The sequence below is a fragment of the Algoriphagus resistens genome, assembly GCF_001442615.1.
Lineage (GTDB): Bacteria > Bacteroidota > Bacteroidia > Cytophagales > Cyclobacteriaceae > Algoriphagus > Algoriphagus resistens.
On the sequence record NZ_LMXN01000003.1, the window covers coordinates 83,493 to 101,030 of the forward strand.

Consider the following 17,538-nt stretch of genomic DNA (forward strand, 5'->3'; position numbering starts at 1 on the left):
CTTCCAAAATCCCCTGATATGATTCTTTACAACATCACTTTCACCGTTTCCAACGACATAGAAGATGACTTTGTCCAGTGGATGAAGGATACCCATATTCCTGATGTTTTTGCTACCGGTTTATTTATAGAACACCGATTCTTTCGTCTGCTCAATAGCCCGGATGATAGTGTCACTAATTACAGCGTGCAGTTTTTTGCGGAGTCTACCAAAAAACTGATAGAATATGAAAGCCGCTTTGCCAATGGCCTACGCTACGAGACCCAGGCCAGGTATGGAGAAAAGGCGATGCCTTTTCGTACCTTGATGGAATCGGTAGATTAAACAAGGTGGAAGATCGGAGAAGAAAGAGGCCTGAGATACGTAACTTTAGGCGCTGGACTGACTTCTCCCGACCTTAAAAAATTATATTTTTAGATATATTAACTAACTATTCTGCAGTGAATTAACTATTTTCCCTTCTAAACTCTTTAGAATGCGGAAACCGTTACTTTTTATATGTCTTACTTTATTTTTTTCCTGCTCCCAGTCAGACAGGGCTGACAACCCAAAGTCAGAAAATATACTTGAGAATCTGACTTACTCAATAAACACTGTACTTGTAGATACCGGAAATGAAATTTTAGATTTTTCCTTTAGATATAACATCTCACCATCACCGGACAGCCGCTTTTTCTATTTTCTAAATAAACTAAAGATTCAAAAAATTGATCTGGACCATCTGAATTTAGTAAATTCCTTTTCTCTAGAGAAAGATGGCCCAAACAGCCCTGGACCTACAGTTGGCTTTTATGCACTTTCAAATGGAGACTTTTTCTTTCCAAATCTCCAAAGTCCTTCCATTATTTCTGGACAAGGCCTGAAAACCAAATCATGGAATCTTGATAAAGAGGACTTAGTAGATAGCTTCCCTGTAGAACCTTCCTCAATTGGAAATAGAATAATCCTGGATCCAAAGCGGCGGGACTTGTATTCTTTGCCAATGAACTTTGAAACAAGAGACTATTATTTTGCTGTAATAGATTCACTTGGAAAAAGGAAAAAAATGGTGGAGCTTACTGAGTTTAAGTGGGCTAACAAATACCTTATTAAAAGTGATGGTGAGCAGAAAGCCCAATCCATAACCTTGCAACAGTTAAATGAACTAGCACTTATTTCTTGCTCAGTTGGGAATGAAACATATAGTTACGCCCCTAGCCTAGACAGCCTTTTTTATAGAAAATTTCCACATGAGTTTGTTCCTTCGGAAAAAACAGGTGAGGTAAAAAATAGAGTGGGGAACAGAGTAGAGTTTGAGGAGGAATTAAAAAAATTAACTCATAAAATCAGCTACTGGAGCTTCTTATGGGATGATAAGTCCGAGCGCTATTTCCGGTTTGCGAGTCGGGCCATTGATTTTGATCCCGATGGTTGGGCTACAGGCTTTGAAATATTCCTTATCGCTTATTCCGAAGACTTGGAATTAATTGGAGAAACTCGAGTAAATGGGTTATCCAGGATTCCTTTCGGTGCCTTCTTCAGAGACGGAAAGCTCTATTCTAATGTAAATGTTGAAGACGAGCTCGGATTCGCAGTATTCACTTTTAACCTATAAACGCATGAAAAAACAAGCACTGATCATTTTAGCATTATTTTGTTTTTCCTGCGAACGATCCTCAGAGACGGAAAAAGAAGGTCCCACTGGCACCGGGCGTCCTCGTCAATTAATCACCAGTGCAGATGGCAAAACATTTTTCTTGGGTTTTACTGATGTAAGGGAGTTCGATTCACAATTGAAGCATATGAAATCCTATAAAATCCAGGTTAGAAAATTTGAGGGATTGCAGGTCGACCAGTCGTTGACTTTGAGTAGTTGGTGGCAACCCGGCCTTTATAGTGTACACTGTTAACTTCTGAACCCATGAAAAATCTACTTACTATTTCCATTCTGGCATTTCTTACATCCTGTGGAGGAAAAGTCTCAGATTCTTCTGTAAATATTCTGGAAGAATTGAGCTATACCATTGATACCGTTATGGTGAATTCTGGAGAAGATTTTTTGAATCTGTCCGGCGGATTAGGAGAATATGGGCTCAGCCGGGACAAGACCCGGCTATTCTTTTTTGAGAGCAAACCACCCAAACTAGTCGAAGTGGATTTGGAGAAAATGAAAGTTCTGAAAAAAACTGAATTTGAAGTAGAAGGACCTGACGGTATGGGATCTTATGTATCTAAAATGGAAATAGGCCCTAATGGAAATCTTTTTTTGAATAGCTATGTGACCACTGGGATTTTTAACCAGAACGGCAATAAAATCCAAGACCTGAAATTTGTTCCCTCTGGTATCGATACCGCCCTAGCTCAAAACTATAGAGCTCTCTATTTCAGAGCAGTATATGATTTCGAAAACCGAAAAATTTTCACCCAACCGACTTTTCAAGATGCCGGAGAGTATAGTTTATTCATTCTCAACCCAGAAACCCAATCCGCCCGATCTCTGCCTATACCAAAAATGAAAATAGTTGATGATTACAGTGGCACCCTTCTCTCTGAATCCGGAATGATTTCCTTTTACGGCGTAGGGGCTTACTTTACATTTTTCCCCGGAGAATTATTCGTGACTACCAGTGCTATGAGTGGCATTTATCGATACAACACCCAAACAGAAAAGCTAGAATTCATTGATATCCAGCATAAAACTGTTCCCAATAAGATGGATTTCGAACTTATTAAAAACCCTACGGAAGTAGCTCAAATAAGTGAAAATCAAACTAAAATATTTGAACATATCAATTATTGGGAGCTAATGTGGGACGATTCCCGAAAAATGTACTTTCGGTTTGGTGTAAAAACCTTCGAAGGTGAATTCAAAGATGATCCCTACACCCTTGAACCTTACCTTTTTGCTTACGACAAAGACTTCAATGTGCTCGGTGAAACCAAGGTGGAGAGATTAACATCTGTACCAAGTTCTTCCTTCTTCAAAGACGGCAAGCTCTACTCCTATGTCAATATAGAGGACGAGCTGGGCTTTGCGGTATTCACTTTTAACTTTTAAACCAATGAAAAAACTACTCACAATTTCTTTTCTTACGCTACTTTCCGCCTGCGGTGGTAAAGAATCCGAATCTACCAATCAGAAAAATATTCTGGAAAACCTGACTTTTTCTATAGATACAGTGGTAGTCGATGCTGGAGAGGATTTCTTTAACATCAACTATGGGCTTGGCACCAGAGGGTTAAATGAGGATAAAAGTCTTTTAATGTTTTTTGAAAATGATCCGAAAAAATTGGTGCAAGTGGATTTGAATCAATTGAAACTGGTCAAAAAAACTGACTTTGAAATAGAAGGACCTAATGGTATTGGTTCTTACTTGACAGGATTCGAGGTAGGTCCCAGAGATCAATTGTTTATGCAAAGTTATACTACAATGGGTCTATTTAATACGGAAGGAAAAAAAACAGAGGACCTAATAATAATTCCAGAAGGCATTGAACCAGAATTGGCAAAAGACTACACCGCGCTTTTCGGAGGCGCCATCTATGATTTTTATACTCAAAAAATTTATACTCAGCCATCCTTTGAAAAAGCTGGTGAATATGGGCTATTTGTTATTAACCCGAAGTCCAAGGAAGCTCAGGTTATACCTATCCCGGAGATGAAGTTAATAGACGATCTCAGCGGCACATTTGAGACTAAATCAGGTGAGTACACAACCTTCTTTTATTTTGGAGTGTCCAGATATACAACTTCTTTACCCGGTAGGCTGATTTTATCTGGCAGCCCCATGAGTGGACTGTACCTCTTTGATAAGAAGGCAAATACGATAGAATTTAAGAATATTCTGCATCAAACTGTCCCGAATGTAATGCAGGTGGATTTGGTCAAAAATCCCACTGATGAAGCCACTGTCAAAGAAAACCGCAGAAAACTCAATGCACAGTTGAATTACCAAGAAATTCTGTGGGATGAAAGCCGGGAATTGTATTGGCGCTTCGGAAAAAAGACCTTTGAGGGAAAGGAAAAAGGAGATCCCAGCACCTATGAATTCTACCTCTTCGCTTACGACAAGGACTTCAATGTGCTGGGAGAGACCAAACTAGACGAATTAGAAACTGAGCCGAGATCCTATTTTTTCAAAGAAGGCAAGCTCTACTCCTATGTCAATGTCGAAGACAAGTTGGGCTTCGCAGTATTCACTTTTAACTTTTAAAAATATGAGAAAATTACTTACGATTTCAATCCTCATTTTACTAGCTGCCTGCAGTGGTAAAGAATCCGAATCTACTGATAAGAAAAATATTCTGGAAAACTTGACTTTCTCCGTGGATACGGTTCTGATAGATCCGGGAGATGAGTTGATTGATCTGAGATTTGGAATCATCAAATCGGATATTTCGAGTGATCAAAAATACCTTTATCATATTCAACCTTCGTCCTCAGTTTTTTCTGTAATAGATCTGGATCAGTTGAAGTTGGTATCCCAGCAAACTCTCCCCAAGGAAGGTCCGGATGCTGTACCCAATATGCCGCAAACGCTGAAAGTTTTAAATGAACAGGAAATATTTATTCATGGCTTCGAAGTAACGGGTGCATATAGTATTGAAGGTGAAAAATTAAGGGACCTAAGAATCTCTATCGATGGGTATGAAGATACGGACAGGATCAGTGAGTACTCCATCTCATATTCTCTCACACCTTCATTTAAAAATCAAAAGCTTTATTCTTTGCCAGTCAATGACTCCTCAAAGGTTACCAGCTTTGCTGTCGGCTCTTTAGTAGATTTGAAGGGGAAGGTTATCTCTTTACCGGAGTTTGAGCCTCTAGCAAAATTCTCTCTTATTTATAAAGATGGCAATTCCTATTCTGGGGCGAATGCCGGAAGTATAGTTCTTTATGTAGAGGACGGAAGAACAATTATTCATTCCTATGCTACCAACAGTTTATACATCTACCTGCCGGAGACTGATTCATTAGCCTTCAAATCATACCAGTTTGAATTGACACCTAACTCCAAAAAAATTCCAGCCAGCAATGAATTCTCCTCTATGGAGGAATTTAGAAAAGTTGCCAAAGAAACCAGCGAGGACATCTCTTTTGGGAAGATTTTTAAAGATGAAAAATCCAATCAATACTACAGATTTGGCTCAATTGTAAAACAAAAATCCTCGGAGGATGAAAAAACAAAAAGTGATGTTTATTTATTCGCCTTTGACAAAGACCTTAATCTTATTGGTGAAAAATCACTTCCAACTCTAAGTTCCCAACCCTATGACGCATTCTTTAAAGACGGCAAGCTCTGGGCTTATGTCAATGTAGAAGACGAGCTGGGCTTTGCGGTATTCACTTTTGATTTTTAAGATATTATGAAAAGGTTACTCCCATTTATCATAGTTATCATTCTCACCTCCTGCGCGCAAAAAAGCAGCTCTGAAAAAGTCAACTCCAATAATCTGAAATTCACCGTAGAAATAGACACTGTTCAGGTAGATCCAGGTGATGAACATTTTATCTATCTGACGAACTATCTTAACACAGCTGCAGTCAGTTCCGACAAAAAGACACTATATAACTTCAATGCAAGGGTTCCAGAGCTGGAGGTAATAGATCTTGATAGCTTGAGCCTCAAAGAAGTCATCAAACTCGAAAATGAAGGTCCTACAGGAATTGATGCTGTCAATTCCTATATACCGATGATGGATATCTCGGACAATGGAGATCTATACCTGAATGCCTGGAACTACTTAATCAAATTAAATTCCGCTAGAGACCAAGTAAGTAAGTATTGGTTTACACCAGATTCTCTGAAAGGTGAACCCTTATTAGAACTGGAAAAAGTATTTCCAGAAGGATTTATGTCCGAGGACGGTGATTTCTTTTACAGCAGCTACGGATTACTGAACAACAAAGGCCCCAAAAGCGGTTTAGCGATAATTAACCTCCGCACAAGAGAATTGAAAAAGATCCCTTTGGATTTATATGAAAGAATCGAAGATCTATCCATTGTTTTCAGTCCGAATGAAAATTCAAAAATATCACTTACAGAAGGTGTTCTGTTTCTACCATATAAGAACAAAATAATTGCTTCTACCACCGCATTTAATGAAATCTATTTGATAGATCTCACTGATGGTTCTATAGAGAAAAGGCAATTTCAGTCCACCCTGACCGCCGATGCCAAGAAAGGTGACTATCAGAAAAAAGCCAATTCCGAAGAAGAACTATCAGAACTTAACCTGGGTAGGATGAAGGAAGTGAATTTTCACAAACTCCACTTCGATGATCAAAACGAAAAATTCTGGAGATTCAGTTCAGAACTAGATCGGATGATTGGCGATTCGGCAGCTTTTAAGTATGTGCTGACCATTTTTGACAAGGATCTCAACCAGCTTCACGAGGAAAAGGTGGACTATTCCGAAACGGGCTCGCTCACCTTCTTCAAAGACGGAACACTATACTCTTACATCAACCTCGAGGATGAGCTTGGCTTCATCCGCATCAAACCAAGCTATGAATAAAACCCTGCTTCTATTTCTGCTTCTTCTGGCAGTATCAGTCAGCTGTGCTTCAAAAGAAAGTGCGGAAAATACAGCAGCAACTAATTCCATTGAATTCTCCTATGAGGTGGACACCGTTATGGTAGATGCGGGGGATGAATTTATCTATGTTAATAGGAAACTTTCCAGCTCTGGTCTTTCACCAGATGGGAAATACCTCTACAGTTTCAAATCCGGTTCAAATGATCCGGGGTAGAGGTTATTGATCTGGACAACCTGAAATTTAAAGAAGCCGTAAAGCTGGAAAAAGAAGGCCCAAATGGTGTAGGCGGTGGATACATATCTTCGATTCAAGTTTTAGATAATGGAAACATTATGCTGTACGATTTCAATAAAATTATTGAAATCACTCCAAAAGGGGAATTGGTTGAAAAATATAATTTTGACTCCAAGAATGTAACTGGCTATGATCTAGGTGAAATAAGCAGACTAAATCATCGTGGATTGTTTACTGGTGATGGCAAAACATATGTAGCACCAATTTCCAGAAATAGGTACCCTGCTTCTTCTAAAGGCTTAGGGATTTTAGATGTAGCAACTAAGGAACTTGAATTCGTTCCCCTAGATATGTTCGCCAACTTGGACAAATTTCAGATTACTCTAGAAATGGAAGGAGGAGGAACGATGTCCACCGGAGAAAGTTTCTTTCCACAATTTATTGAAAGGCAATTGCTTGTTAGCAATACAGCATTCAATGAAGTCTATATCTATGATATACAATCCGATAGTTTGACGCATCATACATTCACTTCCAAACTCACGGACAATGAACGAATTCTTAATTTCCCTATCAGTGTAACAACTAGAGACGCGTTATTTGAGGCTTCAGGGGACAAGAATAAACAAATACAATTTGGTCCAGTCATTTCACAACCTGACAAAAGCCTATACTGGAGATTTAGTAGTGAAGGGAAAGATAATGGTGACGATACATTCTCTAATGATTATTACCTCACATTTTTTGATTTAGAGTTCAATATGCTAAAAGAACAGGAAGTTGAGAATTACCACAATTCATCCCGGCCATTCTTTAAAGACGGAATACTCTATAATTTCCTGAATATAGATGATGAACTAGCCTTTGTCAGACTCCATCCAAAATTCGAAGAAGAGTAACTTCTGACCCCACTAAAGCTGATGAACATCCGTAATTAGTTGGCATTCTGGAAATTTGACCTTACTTTTTAGAATATAAAATCGAGCATGACTCAAGCGTCACACACTGGGATGATTATAATGCATGCGAGATTCCATATGGCCTTTAAAAGACAAATTATAATCATATGAAATTATTCTGGGCCGTAAGTGGGTTTCTATTACTTTTCTCCTGTAGGAAAAAACCTGTAGATGTTCAACTTGCTACTGCCCACGTCATGCCAGATTTTAATTATGTACTGGACACTGTGTATATTGACACAGGGGAAGAGAAGGTTTATCTGGATATGGATCTTAACATGTCTGATTATGCTGTAAATGAAGGTCGTCTGTACAACCTTACTCCAGAATCCGGTCGCGTGGAGGTAATCAATATGGAAAGTCTAATCCTCGATAGTGTAATCTATTACAAGATGCGGGGACCAAACAGTGTCAAGCAGTATTTTCCCTTCGGAATCAAGAAAACACTACTTGGCGACACCTTTTTCAAAGAACATCGAGTGATCCATAGACTGAATCCTGATGGTAAAAAAACCGACTCCTATGAGCTTAATAACAGGCAGCTATCAGGTGACCGCCTCCCCTTTGACACAGAGATAGATGGCCTGGGAGAGATCTCCACGGATGGCTCTTATCTGGCTAGTTTCTATGGCAACTTTAAAATCGGGGGAAATGTACTGGGAATCGCAAAGGTAAATCTGCTGGATAAAACCCTAAAGTTAGTTCCCATAGATTTTTGGGATCAACTGAAAGAATATACCATCACGGTAGATTATGATATCGGAAAAAGAAACAGTTCTCCTGAACTGAAATTCCTGCTTTTAAATGGTCCCGATATCATTCTATCTACCTCTGCGAGCAATGAATTGTGGTATTATGATGCTGAAAGTGACTCTGTGATCCATAAGCAATATCACAGCCAGTTCACTGCCGATCAGAAATCCGGAAAATATCGAAAAGACATCACTAACCAGCGCCTGTATATGTACTGGGTCAAGCGCAAAAATGATGAGGTAGTATTTGGTCCTCTGGTCAAAGATCATCAAGCCCAGAACTTCTACCGCTACAGTCGCGAACTGGACAAAAGCGATCCCCAGAAAACGAAGTATATACATGTATTAACAGTTTTTGATGAGAAGCTCGATCAGATCCATGAACAAAAGCTGCACAACAGTATTCCGATTATGGGCAAATACTTCGAAGGAAAGACTTTTGTACATGATGGATCGATCTATTCATTTTTGAAAAAAGAAAATCAACTGGCTTTTATCAGGCTGAAGCCAAATTTCGATAATGATTAGATACCTCGTATTCGCCCTTGGATTTATCCAGTTAAGCTGTAATCCAGAGAAAAATGGCGAGCAATCGAAATCTTATGATTTCTCCTATACAGTAGACACTGTTCACATCGATGCGAAAAAGCACTTGTTTTTCCTAGGCTATGGACTAGCACAACCTAAACTTTCCCACGATGAACGTTTTCTCCACTTCTACGACAACATTGCCCATGCTATTGAAAAAGTAGACCTTGTCAATGAGGAGTATATTTCTACCATTGATCTTGATAAAGAGGGACCAAAGGGAATAACACGGGTTCAGGATTATGTTCCCACAGCCAATCAAACACTCTTTTTCCTAGCATCCAGAAACTTCGTGAAACTTGATGAAAGTGGAGAACTGATTTACTTTTCAGCGAACGTTGATAACCTTTTTGATATAGCTGATGAAAAAAAAATCTTCCAGGCATTACGCATTTCTCCTGATCAAAGCTACTTGTTTGGATTGACCAGTACTTTTGAGCAAGAGCAGATGCTAGGCTGGTTTGATATGGATGACTCAATCTATCATGAAGTTTCCATAGACAGCATGAGATATAGGGAAGATTTAATTGTCCGAATAAATGGGGGAGAAATGAGAAGTCTAATAGATGCGGTTTATTTGAATGATCGTATCACAGTATTTCATAACGATGGGATTGATTTATACACACTTGATCCGATATCTGAGGAATCGACCTTCTTTGATTATGATCTGAAGCTGGTAGAAAAAAGAAAGCCTGGAAACTACCCAAAAAATGTAGCGTCAGGTACCGAAAGTTCTAAACTAATGTTTAATCAGCGAGAGAAAGAAATCAGCTTTCGATCTATTGTCTATGATGTTACCAATAAGCTTTATTATAGGGTCGCCACCAAATGGACAGAAAGCCAAAACATCAAAGATATCCCCCATCAATACTTATTCATTTTTGATCAGGAGCTTAAGCTGCTTCATGAGGAAGACCTATCAAACTTTCAGGGGAAAATTTTCGATTATTTCGTCAGCAATGGAAAATTGTGGGTACACAATCGTGAAACGGAAGAACTGGAGTTTTTTGTGTTTGACTTTAAAAGAAATTTCTAAGCCTAAATTTTCTTTGTTTTTACCTTTCCCGCCGATGCTCTTTTCTCATTAACGTCCATACTACTATTTGCGATGCACTGCATGAGGTAATGGCCTTTCCCGTTCGTATCATATGAACTGAGGCAGTGCTATTTCCTTTTTGACTGTGAAATGACCTGAACATAAGGATACATTCAATCCCATATTTTTCGTTTTTTTCTGAACCTTCATCACTATTGGCTGTTTTCAGGTAATGGCTCATTATAAGCAAAAAACCACCCTGCTTCAGCGGATTGAACGACTTCACCCCTATGAAATGCTCCTCTATCTGGGGATGGTAAGCAGCGGGATTATCTTTCTGTTCCTGGCCTTTGCTTTTCTGTTTTCCTCCCGAAATCTTCTTGTCGGAATGAATCAGACAGTGCCCATTGCCTTTCTCATTTCCACTTTTTTGTTGGTGGTCAGTGGATTTTCTGCCACTGCTATCAGACTTGCTTTCCAGGAAGAAAACACAGAAAAAATGCTTGGATCACTCAGAAACACGGTTATACTCGGCCTGGTTTTTACTGTCTTGCAGGTTATCGGCTGGTATGAATTGAAAACAAAAGGAATAGAATTCACCGGCATTCCGAGCGGCAGCTTTCTATACGTGTTGAGCGGAATTCACATTTTCCACCTCATGGGGGCGATGATTTTTGGGGTGATTCTCTACTTCCAACTCTCCAGAAGCAGAAAAGACGAAGTTAAAAAGCTCATCGTCCTAACCAATCCATTTGAAAAAATGCGCGTTCGCCTGTTCACCTTCTATTGGCATTATATGGACGGTATATGGCTTATCCTCTTTCTTTTATTTGTTCTTAGCTTCTAAAAAATGAAAATCAACTTTTCCACTAAGGTCAATCAAGACTATATTTCCGTGAAAAATGGTTTTGATGAGGCTCTTTTCACTAAACTGAGTCCGCCATTTCCGCCCGTGAAAATAGTCCGGTTTGACGGATCAGAAACCGGGGATTTAGTATCGCTGGAATTGAATTTTTTGCTTTTCAGGCAGCGTTGGACCAGTGAAATCACCGAAAATAAATCTTCTGAGAAGGAATTTTCCTTTATCGATGAGGGTATAGAATTGCCCTTTTTTCTCAAAAGATGGAAACATAGGCATAGGATTATCAAATCAGGAACTCACACAATTATCGGAGATGAGATTGAATTTGAGGCCTCTTCGGGACTTTTAAACCTTTTGCTTTATCCGGCCTTTTACCTACAGTTTGCGTACAGAAAGCCTATTTATAAAAAGGTCTTTGCTTAAAATTCCTGAAGATTTTCACAATTTTCTATTTCACAATCCCCATACAAAACAAGTGAATGGCTTGTAATGGAGGATCTGAACGATTTGCCTGTTTCTTCCTTAATCTCATTGATTTTGGGATCGGAAAATTCTCTGATTTTACGGCATTGATTACACACGTGGTGATCATGATGCTTGTAAGTGAGCGCTTGTTCGTATAGGGCTACCTTATCTTTAAACTGGTGTTTTACGGCCAAACCGCTCTCCACCAATAAGTCTAGCGTATTGTAAATAGTGGCGCGGCTAATCGTATATCCCTTATTTCTCATGCTCAGGAAGAGCCCTTCCACATCCATATGCTCGTCTTCCGGAAGAGAATAAAGTTCGTCTATTACTGAAAATCTTTCAGGGGTTTTCCTACTTCCTTGCTTGGTGAGGAAATTTTCAAAGATTTTTTTAGCCTTTTCTATGAGGGCCTTGTCTGCCATGGGTTCAAACTAATTTGAATTAAAGATGAGTCATAATCCATTTTTTGGCAAACCTAAACGTGTAATCCCTGTAATTTGGTTTCAATCTAATTAAAACTTGAGTCCTGATTTCCCTAAACAGAAAAAAACAAAGACACTGGTTTTTGGCATACATGCTTCTAAATTTCGTAAAACAAAGTAACTTATTTGTGAGATCTGGATTTTCATTAATTTATGAATATACGATTACTGCTATTACTTCTACTACTTCTGGTTACACGGATTCCGTGTCTTGCCCAAGTACCCGGATTCTTTATGAAAGAAGAGCAGCGTAAAGTTAGTATCCCTTTCCAATCGTCTAATAGTCTGATCATCATTCCAGTCTCGATCAATGACAACATAGCAATAAACTTCCTGGTAGATACCGGTGTACGGTCAAATATTCTGTTCAGCAAAAAACTTGGAGATGCGCTGGGATTAGAATATACACGCAGATTAAAACTCGTAGGTGCAGATGGTACGGATGATTTAATGGCCTCCGTCTCTCCTATAAATCACTTTGATCTAGGACCGATAGAAGGTATATTCCAGAGTTTACTAGTACTGGAGCAGGAATTTCTAGAGCTGGAATCAGTCACAGGCGTTCCAATTTATGGGATTTTGGGATATGAGTTTTTCAAATACAATCCTGTGAAAATCAATTACGATGAAGGTAAAATAACTTTCTACAAATCTAGTGCACTGAAGTGGCCCCAGCTTCTCTACAGAAAACTAGACATGACCATCTACGATAACAAGCCGTACATCAATGCCGCAGTAAAGCAAAAAGACGGTACGCACATTTACCCTAAACTGCTAATCGATACTGGCGCCAATCACGGCCTACTTCTTAATCGGGAGACCACAGAGAAGATCACCATGCCACCGCTATTTATTGAATCAGCGTTAGGCCAGAGTCTGGGAGGAGTATTGTATGGATACATCGGCCGGGTGGATTATATGAAGCTTGCAAATTTCAAATTGGATGAGGTACTCACCTCCTATCCCGATGAAACCCCTTTCAGCTATGTCATCAAGGATTCCGGACGATTTGGTAGCCTGGGAGCAGAAGTATTGGGGAGAACACGGCTTATTTTTGATTACCCGAGAAATAGACTTTGGGTGCGAAAAGCTGAAAATTTTTACGCACCATTTGAGTACGATATGAGTGGAATGTCTTTAAAGAAAATTCCAAATGATGACAATAGGATCTATGTATCGGATCTTCGTCCAGGATCACCTGCGCACCGTGCAGGAATCCAAGCTTTTGATGAAATTTTATCGATAAATAAAGTGCCCACATTTATATGGGAATTAGCCGAGATCAATAAGCTGCTCAGATCCGAGCCCAATAAGGAGGTTGAAGTGGAAATCCGTAGGTACGAAGGAGATGATCTCAACAAATGGACAGATCATACGTTCACTTTCACTCTACAAAAGCAGATTTAGGCGCCATTTGGGCTGTATTAAGATAAAAGCGGTAATTTTGAGTGAAGAGAGGAAAATAATCAAACCTCTACCTGTTAAATACGTGAGTAATCAAGTTGTAAAAATCAATTCGTAAAACATGAAAAAATTCTTAATTCCTATTGGTATCCTTCTGGTGCTCGGTATTTTTATTTATACCAAGGCAGTAGGAACGTATAATACTTTCGTCCAAAAAGAAGAAGTGATCAATGGCCAATGGGCTGAGGTGGAGACACAATACCAGCGTCGATCTGACCTGATTCCCAATCTGGTAAACACGGTAAAGGGGTATGCAGAATTTGAGCAAGAGACATTGACCGGTGTTATTGAGGCAAGGGCAAAAGCTACCTCTGTTAATGTGGATGCCTCAAATCTTACGCCTGAGAAGCTGGCAGAATTCCAAGGGGCCCAGGATCAACTATCCGGTGCTTTAGGAAGATTATTGGTAAGTGTGGAGCGCTATCCCGAATTAAAAGCCAACCAAAACTTCCTGGAACTACAGGCTCAGCTGGAAGGTACCGAAAATAGAATCGCTGTAGCCAGACGTAATTTCAATCAGTCAGTACAGGATTACAACTCGAATCTTCGGACTTTCCCGAACAACATCTTTGCGGGATGGTACGGCTTTGAACAGAAAGGTTATTTCGAAGCATCCGAAGGATCCGAAAATGCACCCGCTGTTCAGTTTTAATACAAATCATCATGGCTGAGAAATTATTCTCAACAGCAGACCGGGAAGCTATAGTTAATGCGATCCGGTCTGCTGAAGTTTCCACCTCTGGAGAAATCCAAGTTCACATAGAAAGTCGTTGCAAAGGCGAGGTTCTCGATCGTGCTGTGCGGGTGTTTGACACCCTCAAAATGCATCAAACCAAGGATCGGAATGGCGTTTTATTCTATCTTGCCGTAGTCGATAAACGCTTTGCGATTTTAGGCGACAAAGGCATCAATGAAATGGTTCCGGACGATTTCTGGGAAAAAATAAAAGAACACATGACCGCCTTATTCAAGCAGGGTCAATTTACACAAGGTCTGATCGACGGCATCAATATGGCCGGAGAGCAACTAGGAGCGCATTTCCCTTATCAGGGTGATTCAGACATAAACGAGCTTCCTGATGATATTTCTTTTGGGTCATAAGATCCGTCCCCTTTTATTCATTTTATTGTTTTTCCCACTTGGCCTTCAGGCTCAGGATTTCCCTCCTGCACCCAATCCGCCCAAGTTGGTGAATGATTTTACCAATACACTTTCATCGGCAGAAGTGTCTCAACTGGAAAGCAAACTGGTTGCTTACAACGATAGCACTTCTACCCAGATAGCCATCGTGATAATGCGGTCAGTAGGTCAGTATGACATTTCTGATTATGCTTTTCGCCTAGGCCAATCTTGGGGAATCGGAGGTGGAGAAAATGACAATGGAATCTTGATTCTGGCCGCAATGGATGACCGCAAGGTGTTTATCGCAACCGGTTATGGCATGGAAGGAGCAGTTCCTGACGCGTTGGCCAAGCGTATTGTAGAAAATTTGATACTTCCCAATTTCCGAAAGGAAGCTTATTATGAAGGTCTTAATGAGGCTACAGATATGATTTTCAAGCTCGCGTCCGGTGAATACAAAGCCGAGGATTTAGAATCCAAAGGCAATAGTGGAGGAGCAATCTTCATGATCCTGTTCTTAATTTTCATATTTGTGATTCTTCCTCTTTTGAGAAATCGAAATGACAATAACAACCACATGGGTGGCCGGGGCGGAGGAGTAGATCTCTGGACTACAATTATGCTGGCAGGTATGTTAGGCGGCGGTGGCAGATCTTCCGGTGGCGGCTTCGGCGGTGGTGGGTTTGGTGGAGGAAGCGGAGGCGGAGGCTTTGGAGGTTTCGGAGGAGGCGGCTTCGGCGGCGGTGGAGCTGGAGGTAGCTGGTAAATAAGTTGGACGCTAAGTGAAGACCCGCCCCACCCAGAAAGGGCAAAGTATCTAAACTACTAGCTTTGGAGTAATCCTATTTGAATTTTCCATTAGGAAAGTAATCAGCAAATGGCTTTCTCATAAGTAATTGACCGCAGAAAGAGCTCGCTTTTTGAAGATAATACAAGAACGAAGGCTTAAGAATTAAAAACGCTTTGATTAGCGTTTTTTTTTGCGCGAAAAATACCAGAGCTTCATTAATCGAAATGAATTGAGCTCCTAAAAGCGAAATCCAGCAAATAAATACGTAGAAAAATAAGTATTTATACGTAATTTTTTATAAGTTTAGCCAAGATTCCATACCAACATGATTTCAGTATCTGAAGCCTTAGATTTAATTAAAACCAATACTGGTCAGCTACCAACCGTAAAAATGTCTCTCAGGGATTCTTATGGATGTTTTCTGGCGGAAGAAGTTATGGCTCCGATTAGTTTGCCCTCATTCCGGCAATCTGCCATGGATGGGTATGCATTCCGAAGTGGAAAAATCACTGAGCTGGAAGTCATCGGAGAATGCAAGGCAGGGGATGCATTAGAGTTTGAACTTGGAGAAAATCAAGCCGTTCGAATTTTCACTGGTGCCCGTGTACCCGATCAAGCCGATACAGTCATCATGCAAGAACATGTGGAAGTGGATGGATGTAAAATAACTGTTCACCAACTACCGGAAAAACATTCAAATGTACGGGAAGTCGGAGAGCAAATACAGGCGGGTGAGCAAGTATTGCCTGCCGGAACAAGGGTCAATGAATCCATTATTGGCTTTTTAGCCAGTTTTGGGATCACTGAGGTTTTAGTCTTTAACAAACCCAAAATTACGCTTATCGTAACGGGAAATGAGCTTCAGGAGGCCGGAAGTCAACTGAAGCCCGGATGCATTTACGAAAGCAATGCGATCATGCTGGAATCTGCGCTGAAGTCACGAGGATTCGATTCAGTGCAGATTTTAAAAGTTGCCGATGATCTGGAGGCAACCAAGAAATCTGTTGCGCTTGGTCTTGAGGCTGATGTTCTGCTACTCTCTGGCGGTATATCTGTAGGTGACTACGACTTCGTCAATGAAGCATTGCAGGCCAATGGGGTTCAAGAGATTTTTTACAAAGTGAATCAAAAGCCAGGTAAACCCCTTTGGTTTGGAAAAAAGCAGGATAAGCTAGTTTTTGCACTTCCCGGAAATCCAGCATCTTCGTTGACTTGCTTTCTGATTTATGCACTTTCAGCCTTGAAAATCATGTCAGGCAATCCAGATGTTGACTTGAACTTCCAGACAGGAGTTCTGAAGCACCCCACATTTAACAAGTTTGGAAAGACGCTCTTCATCCTCGGAACAGAGACAAACGGAGAAGTTGAAATTTACCCCAAGCAAGCCTCTAGCATGTTGATTTCTTATGCTTTGGGAAATGCCCTGGTTTTGATTCCGGAGGATTTGGAAGTCTTAAATGCAGGTGAATCTGTTCAATTCTTGGCTGTAAACAGAAACTAAGATGATTGATTTTCAGGATCCTGTTTTCATAATTGTGTTTTCTGCGATCCTCGCTGTGGTTGCTTTTATGTATGCCAGCGTAGGACATGGAGGAGCCAGCGGCTACCTCGCGATGATGGCTCTGGCTGGAATTCCGCTGTTGGTGATGAAACCTACAGCATTGATCTTAAATATTTTCGTGGCCGGGATTTCCTTTATATTCTTTCGTCAAGCCAAGCATTTTCGCTGGAAACTCTTTTATCCATTTGCCATTACATCTATCCCGGCAGCTTTTGCCGGAGGCATGATCACGATCAATGCCACGCTGTACAAGCAGATCCTTGGCGTATTCCTTCTGATTGCGATTTTGAGGATTTTAGGAGTTTTTGGCAAAACAAATCCAGACCGGAATGAACCAGTGAATACGACTTTAGCTCTGTTAATCGGTTTGGGAATAGGTTTTTTCTCAGGGATGATCGGAATAGGTGGTGGTATTATTCTCAGCCCCGTGATATTGTTGCTCCGGTGGGGAAACATGAAGGAAGCCGCGGCAGTTTCGGCCCTATTCATCTGGGTCAACTCAGTTTCCGGAGCCTTGGGTTTTGTGCTCGGCGGGGGTGAGATCCCCATGGAGGCCAGTTATTTAATTCCAGCGGCGGTAGTCGGCGGTACATTTGGGGCGATATACGGCAGTAAAAAGTTCTCAAATGTGACATTGAAATACATCCTTTCTATCGTGTTATTCATTGCATTTATAAAACTGATGACAGTTTAGTCC

20 protein-coding genes are annotated in these 17,538 nt (G+C 40.4%); 19 read left to right on the forward strand and 1 reads right to left on the reverse strand.

Annotated features, from left to right (window positions below; all coding sequences use genetic code 11):
• The first annotated feature begins 18 nt into the window (after nt 1-18).
• The 13 genes from AS141_RS06620 to AS141_RS06685 all read left to right on the forward strand — a co-directional run bounded on the left by AS141_RS06620 (nt 19) and on the right by AS141_RS06685 (nt 11,377).
• A complete protein-coding gene (locus AS141_RS06620) occupies nt 19-324 on the forward strand; it encodes a DUF4286 family protein (RefSeq protein ID WP_057936861.1) in 306 nt (101 codons plus the stop codon).
• A gap of 151 nt (nt 325-475) precedes the next feature.
• Entirely contained in the window at nt 476-1,594 is a 1,119-nt protein-coding gene (locus tag AS141_RS06625) for a DUF4221 family protein (RefSeq protein WP_057936862.1), read from the forward strand.
• Nucleotides 1,595-1,598: 4 nt separating this feature from the next.
• On the forward strand, nt 1,599-1,889 hold the full coding sequence (locus AS141_RS06630; RefSeq protein ID WP_057936863.1) for a DUF4221 family protein: 291 nt from the start codon (nt 1,599-1,601) through the stop codon (nt 1,887-1,889).
• A gap of 11 nt (nt 1,890-1,900) precedes the next feature.
• Nucleotides 1,901-3,037 (forward strand): DUF4221 family protein, encoded by a 1,137-nt coding sequence (locus tag AS141_RS06635; RefSeq protein ID WP_057936864.1) that lies wholly within the window; start codon nt 1,901-1,903, stop codon nt 3,035-3,037.
• A gap of 4 nt (nt 3,038-3,041) precedes the next feature.
• Nucleotides 3,042-4,193, forward strand: a complete 1,152-nt coding sequence (locus AS141_RS06640; protein WP_057936865.1) for a DUF4221 family protein — start codon at nt 3,042-3,044, stop codon at nt 4,191-4,193.
• 4 nt (nt 4,194-4,197) lie between these two features.
• On the forward strand, nt 4,198-5,340 hold the full coding sequence (locus AS141_RS06645) for a DUF4221 family protein (RefSeq protein ID WP_057936866.1): 1,143 nt from the start codon (nt 4,198-4,200) through the stop codon (nt 5,338-5,340).
• A gap of 6 nt (nt 5,341-5,346) precedes the next feature.
• A complete protein-coding gene (locus AS141_RS06650; protein WP_057936867.1) occupies nt 5,347-6,498 on the forward strand; it encodes a DUF4221 family protein in 1,152 nt (383 codons plus the stop codon).
• On the forward strand, nt 6,491-6,733 hold the full coding sequence (locus AS141_RS27225; protein ID WP_057936868.1) for a DUF4221 family protein: 243 nt from the start codon (nt 6,491-6,493) through the stop codon (nt 6,731-6,733). Before AS141_RS06650 ends, AS141_RS27225 begins: the two co-directional genes overlap by 8 nt.
• Nucleotides 6,734-6,777: 44 nt before the next feature.
• The gene (locus AS141_RS06660; RefSeq protein WP_262480995.1) at nt 6,778-7,653 is read left to right on the forward strand and encodes a DUF4221 domain-containing protein; all 876 of its coding nucleotides are present in this window, start codon (nt 6,778-6,780) and stop codon (nt 7,651-7,653) included.
• Nucleotides 7,654-7,820: 167 nt separating this feature from the next.
• The gene (locus AS141_RS06665) at nt 7,821-8,993 is read left to right on the forward strand and encodes a DUF4221 family protein (RefSeq protein ID WP_057936870.1); all 1,173 of its coding nucleotides are present in this window, start codon (nt 7,821-7,823) and stop codon (nt 8,991-8,993) included.
• Nucleotides 8,986-10,092: a DUF4221 family protein gene (locus AS141_RS06670; RefSeq protein WP_057936871.1), complete on the forward strand. Its 1,107-nt coding sequence runs from the start codon at nt 8,986-8,988 to the stop codon at nt 10,090-10,092. Before AS141_RS06665 ends, AS141_RS06670 begins: the two co-directional genes overlap by 8 nt.
• A 232-nt stretch (nt 10,093-10,324) precedes the next feature.
• Nucleotides 10,325-10,939, forward strand: coding sequence for a cytochrome c oxidase subunit 3 (locus AS141_RS06680; protein WP_057936873.1), 615 nt, complete (start codon nt 10,325-10,327; stop codon nt 10,937-10,939).
• A gap of 3 nt (nt 10,940-10,942) precedes the next feature.
• Entirely contained in the window at nt 10,943-11,377 is a 435-nt protein-coding gene (locus tag AS141_RS06685) for an SRPBCC family protein (RefSeq protein ID WP_057936874.1), read from the forward strand.
• Here AS141_RS06685 and AS141_RS06690 read toward each other — a convergent pair.
• Nucleotides 11,374-11,844 carry a Fur family transcriptional regulator gene (locus AS141_RS06690; RefSeq protein ID WP_057936875.1) on the reverse strand — a complete coding sequence of 157 codons (471 nt, stop codon included), beginning with the start codon at nt 11,842-11,844 and terminating at the stop codon, nt 11,374-11,376. The two genes, AS141_RS06685 and AS141_RS06690, sit on opposite strands and share 4 nt — an antisense overlap.
• A gap of 213 nt (nt 11,845-12,057) precedes the next feature.
• Here AS141_RS06690 and AS141_RS06695 point away from each other — a divergent pair, with 213 nt between their 5' ends.
• The 6 genes from AS141_RS06695 (at nt 12,058) to AS141_RS06720 (ending at nt 17,535) form a co-directional block, all read left to right on the forward strand.
• Nucleotides 12,058-13,311 carry an aspartyl protease family protein gene (locus AS141_RS06695; RefSeq protein ID WP_057936876.1) on the forward strand — a complete coding sequence of 418 codons (1,254 nt, stop codon included), beginning with the start codon at nt 12,058-12,060 and terminating at the stop codon, nt 13,309-13,311.
• A gap of 118 nt (nt 13,312-13,429) precedes the next feature.
• The gene (locus AS141_RS06700) at nt 13,430-14,020 is read left to right on the forward strand and encodes a LemA family protein (protein WP_057936877.1); all 591 of its coding nucleotides are present in this window, start codon (nt 13,430-13,432) and stop codon (nt 14,018-14,020) included.
• An 11-nt stretch (nt 14,021-14,031) separates the two neighbouring features.
• Nucleotides 14,032-14,469, forward strand: coding sequence for a TPM domain-containing protein (locus tag AS141_RS06705; RefSeq protein WP_057936878.1), 438 nt, complete (start codon nt 14,032-14,034; stop codon nt 14,467-14,469).
• The gene (locus AS141_RS06710) at nt 14,447-15,256 is read left to right on the forward strand and encodes a TPM domain-containing protein (protein WP_057936879.1); all 810 of its coding nucleotides are present in this window, start codon (nt 14,447-14,449) and stop codon (nt 15,254-15,256) included. Before AS141_RS06705 ends, AS141_RS06710 begins: the two co-directional genes overlap by 23 nt.
• A 349-nt stretch (nt 15,257-15,605) precedes the next feature.
• Nucleotides 15,606-16,781 (forward strand): molybdopterin molybdotransferase MoeA, encoded by a 1,176-nt coding sequence (locus AS141_RS06715; protein WP_057936880.1) that lies wholly within the window; start codon nt 15,606-15,608, stop codon nt 16,779-16,781.
• A gap of 1 nt (nt 16,782) precedes the next feature.
• Nucleotides 16,783-17,535, forward strand: coding sequence for a sulfite exporter TauE/SafE family protein (locus tag AS141_RS06720; RefSeq protein ID WP_057936881.1), 753 nt, complete (start codon nt 16,783-16,785; stop codon nt 17,533-17,535).
• Nucleotides 17,536-17,538: the final 3 nt, after the last annotated feature.

What these genes read in the sequence shown, in the direction of transcription:
- AS141_RS06620 (WP_057936861.1), top strand. Translation starts at nt 19, where the DNA reads ATGATTCTTTACAACATCACTTTCACCGTTTCCAACGACATAGAAGAT.
- AS141_RS06625 (WP_057936862.1), top strand. Translation starts at nt 476, where the DNA reads ATGCGGAAACCGTTACTTTTTATATGTCTTACTTTATTTTTTTCCTGC.
- AS141_RS06630 (WP_057936863.1), top strand. Translation starts at nt 1,599, where the DNA reads ATGAAAAAACAAGCACTGATCATTTTAGCATTATTTTGTTTTTCCTGC.
- AS141_RS06635 (WP_057936864.1), top strand. Translation starts at nt 1,901, where the DNA reads ATGAAAAATCTACTTACTATTTCCATTCTGGCATTTCTTACATCCTGT.
- AS141_RS06640 (WP_057936865.1), top strand. Translation starts at nt 3,042, where the DNA reads ATGAAAAAACTACTCACAATTTCTTTTCTTACGCTACTTTCCGCCTGC.
- AS141_RS06645 (WP_057936866.1), top strand. Translation starts at nt 4,198, where the DNA reads ATGAGAAAATTACTTACGATTTCAATCCTCATTTTACTAGCTGCCTGC.
- AS141_RS06650 (WP_057936867.1), top strand. Translation starts at nt 5,347, where the DNA reads ATGAAAAGGTTACTCCCATTTATCATAGTTATCATTCTCACCTCCTGC.
- AS141_RS27225 (WP_057936868.1), top strand. Translation starts at nt 6,491, where the DNA reads ATGAATAAAACCCTGCTTCTATTTCTGCTTCTTCTGGCAGTATCAGTC.
- AS141_RS06665 (WP_057936870.1), top strand. Translation starts at nt 7,821, where the DNA reads ATGAAATTATTCTGGGCCGTAAGTGGGTTTCTATTACTTTTCTCCTGT.
- AS141_RS06670 (WP_057936871.1), top strand. Translation starts at nt 8,986, where the DNA reads ATGATTAGATACCTCGTATTCGCCCTTGGATTTATCCAGTTAAGCTGT.
- AS141_RS06680 (WP_057936873.1), top strand. Translation starts at nt 10,325, where the DNA reads ATGGCTCATTATAAGCAAAAAACCACCCTGCTTCAGCGGATTGAACGA.
- AS141_RS06685 (WP_057936874.1), top strand. Translation starts at nt 10,943, where the DNA reads ATGAAAATCAACTTTTCCACTAAGGTCAATCAAGACTATATTTCCGTG.
- AS141_RS06690 (WP_057936875.1), bottom strand. Translation starts at nt 11,844, where the DNA reads ATGGCAGACAAGGCCCTCATAGAAAAGGCTAAAAAAATCTTTGAAAAT.
- AS141_RS06695 (WP_057936876.1), top strand. Translation starts at nt 12,058, where the DNA reads ATGAATATACGATTACTGCTATTACTTCTACTACTTCTGGTTACACGG.
- AS141_RS06700 (WP_057936877.1), top strand. Translation starts at nt 13,430, where the DNA reads ATGAAAAAATTCTTAATTCCTATTGGTATCCTTCTGGTGCTCGGTATT.
- AS141_RS06705 (WP_057936878.1), top strand. Translation starts at nt 14,032, where the DNA reads ATGGCTGAGAAATTATTCTCAACAGCAGACCGGGAAGCTATAGTTAAT.
- AS141_RS06710 (WP_057936879.1), top strand. Translation starts at nt 14,447, where the DNA reads ATGATATTTCTTTTGGGTCATAAGATCCGTCCCCTTTTATTCATTTTA.
- AS141_RS06715 (WP_057936880.1), top strand. Translation starts at nt 15,606, where the DNA reads ATGATTTCAGTATCTGAAGCCTTAGATTTAATTAAAACCAATACTGGT.
- AS141_RS06720 (WP_057936881.1), top strand. Translation starts at nt 16,783, where the DNA reads ATGATTGATTTTCAGGATCCTGTTTTCATAATTGTGTTTTCTGCGATC.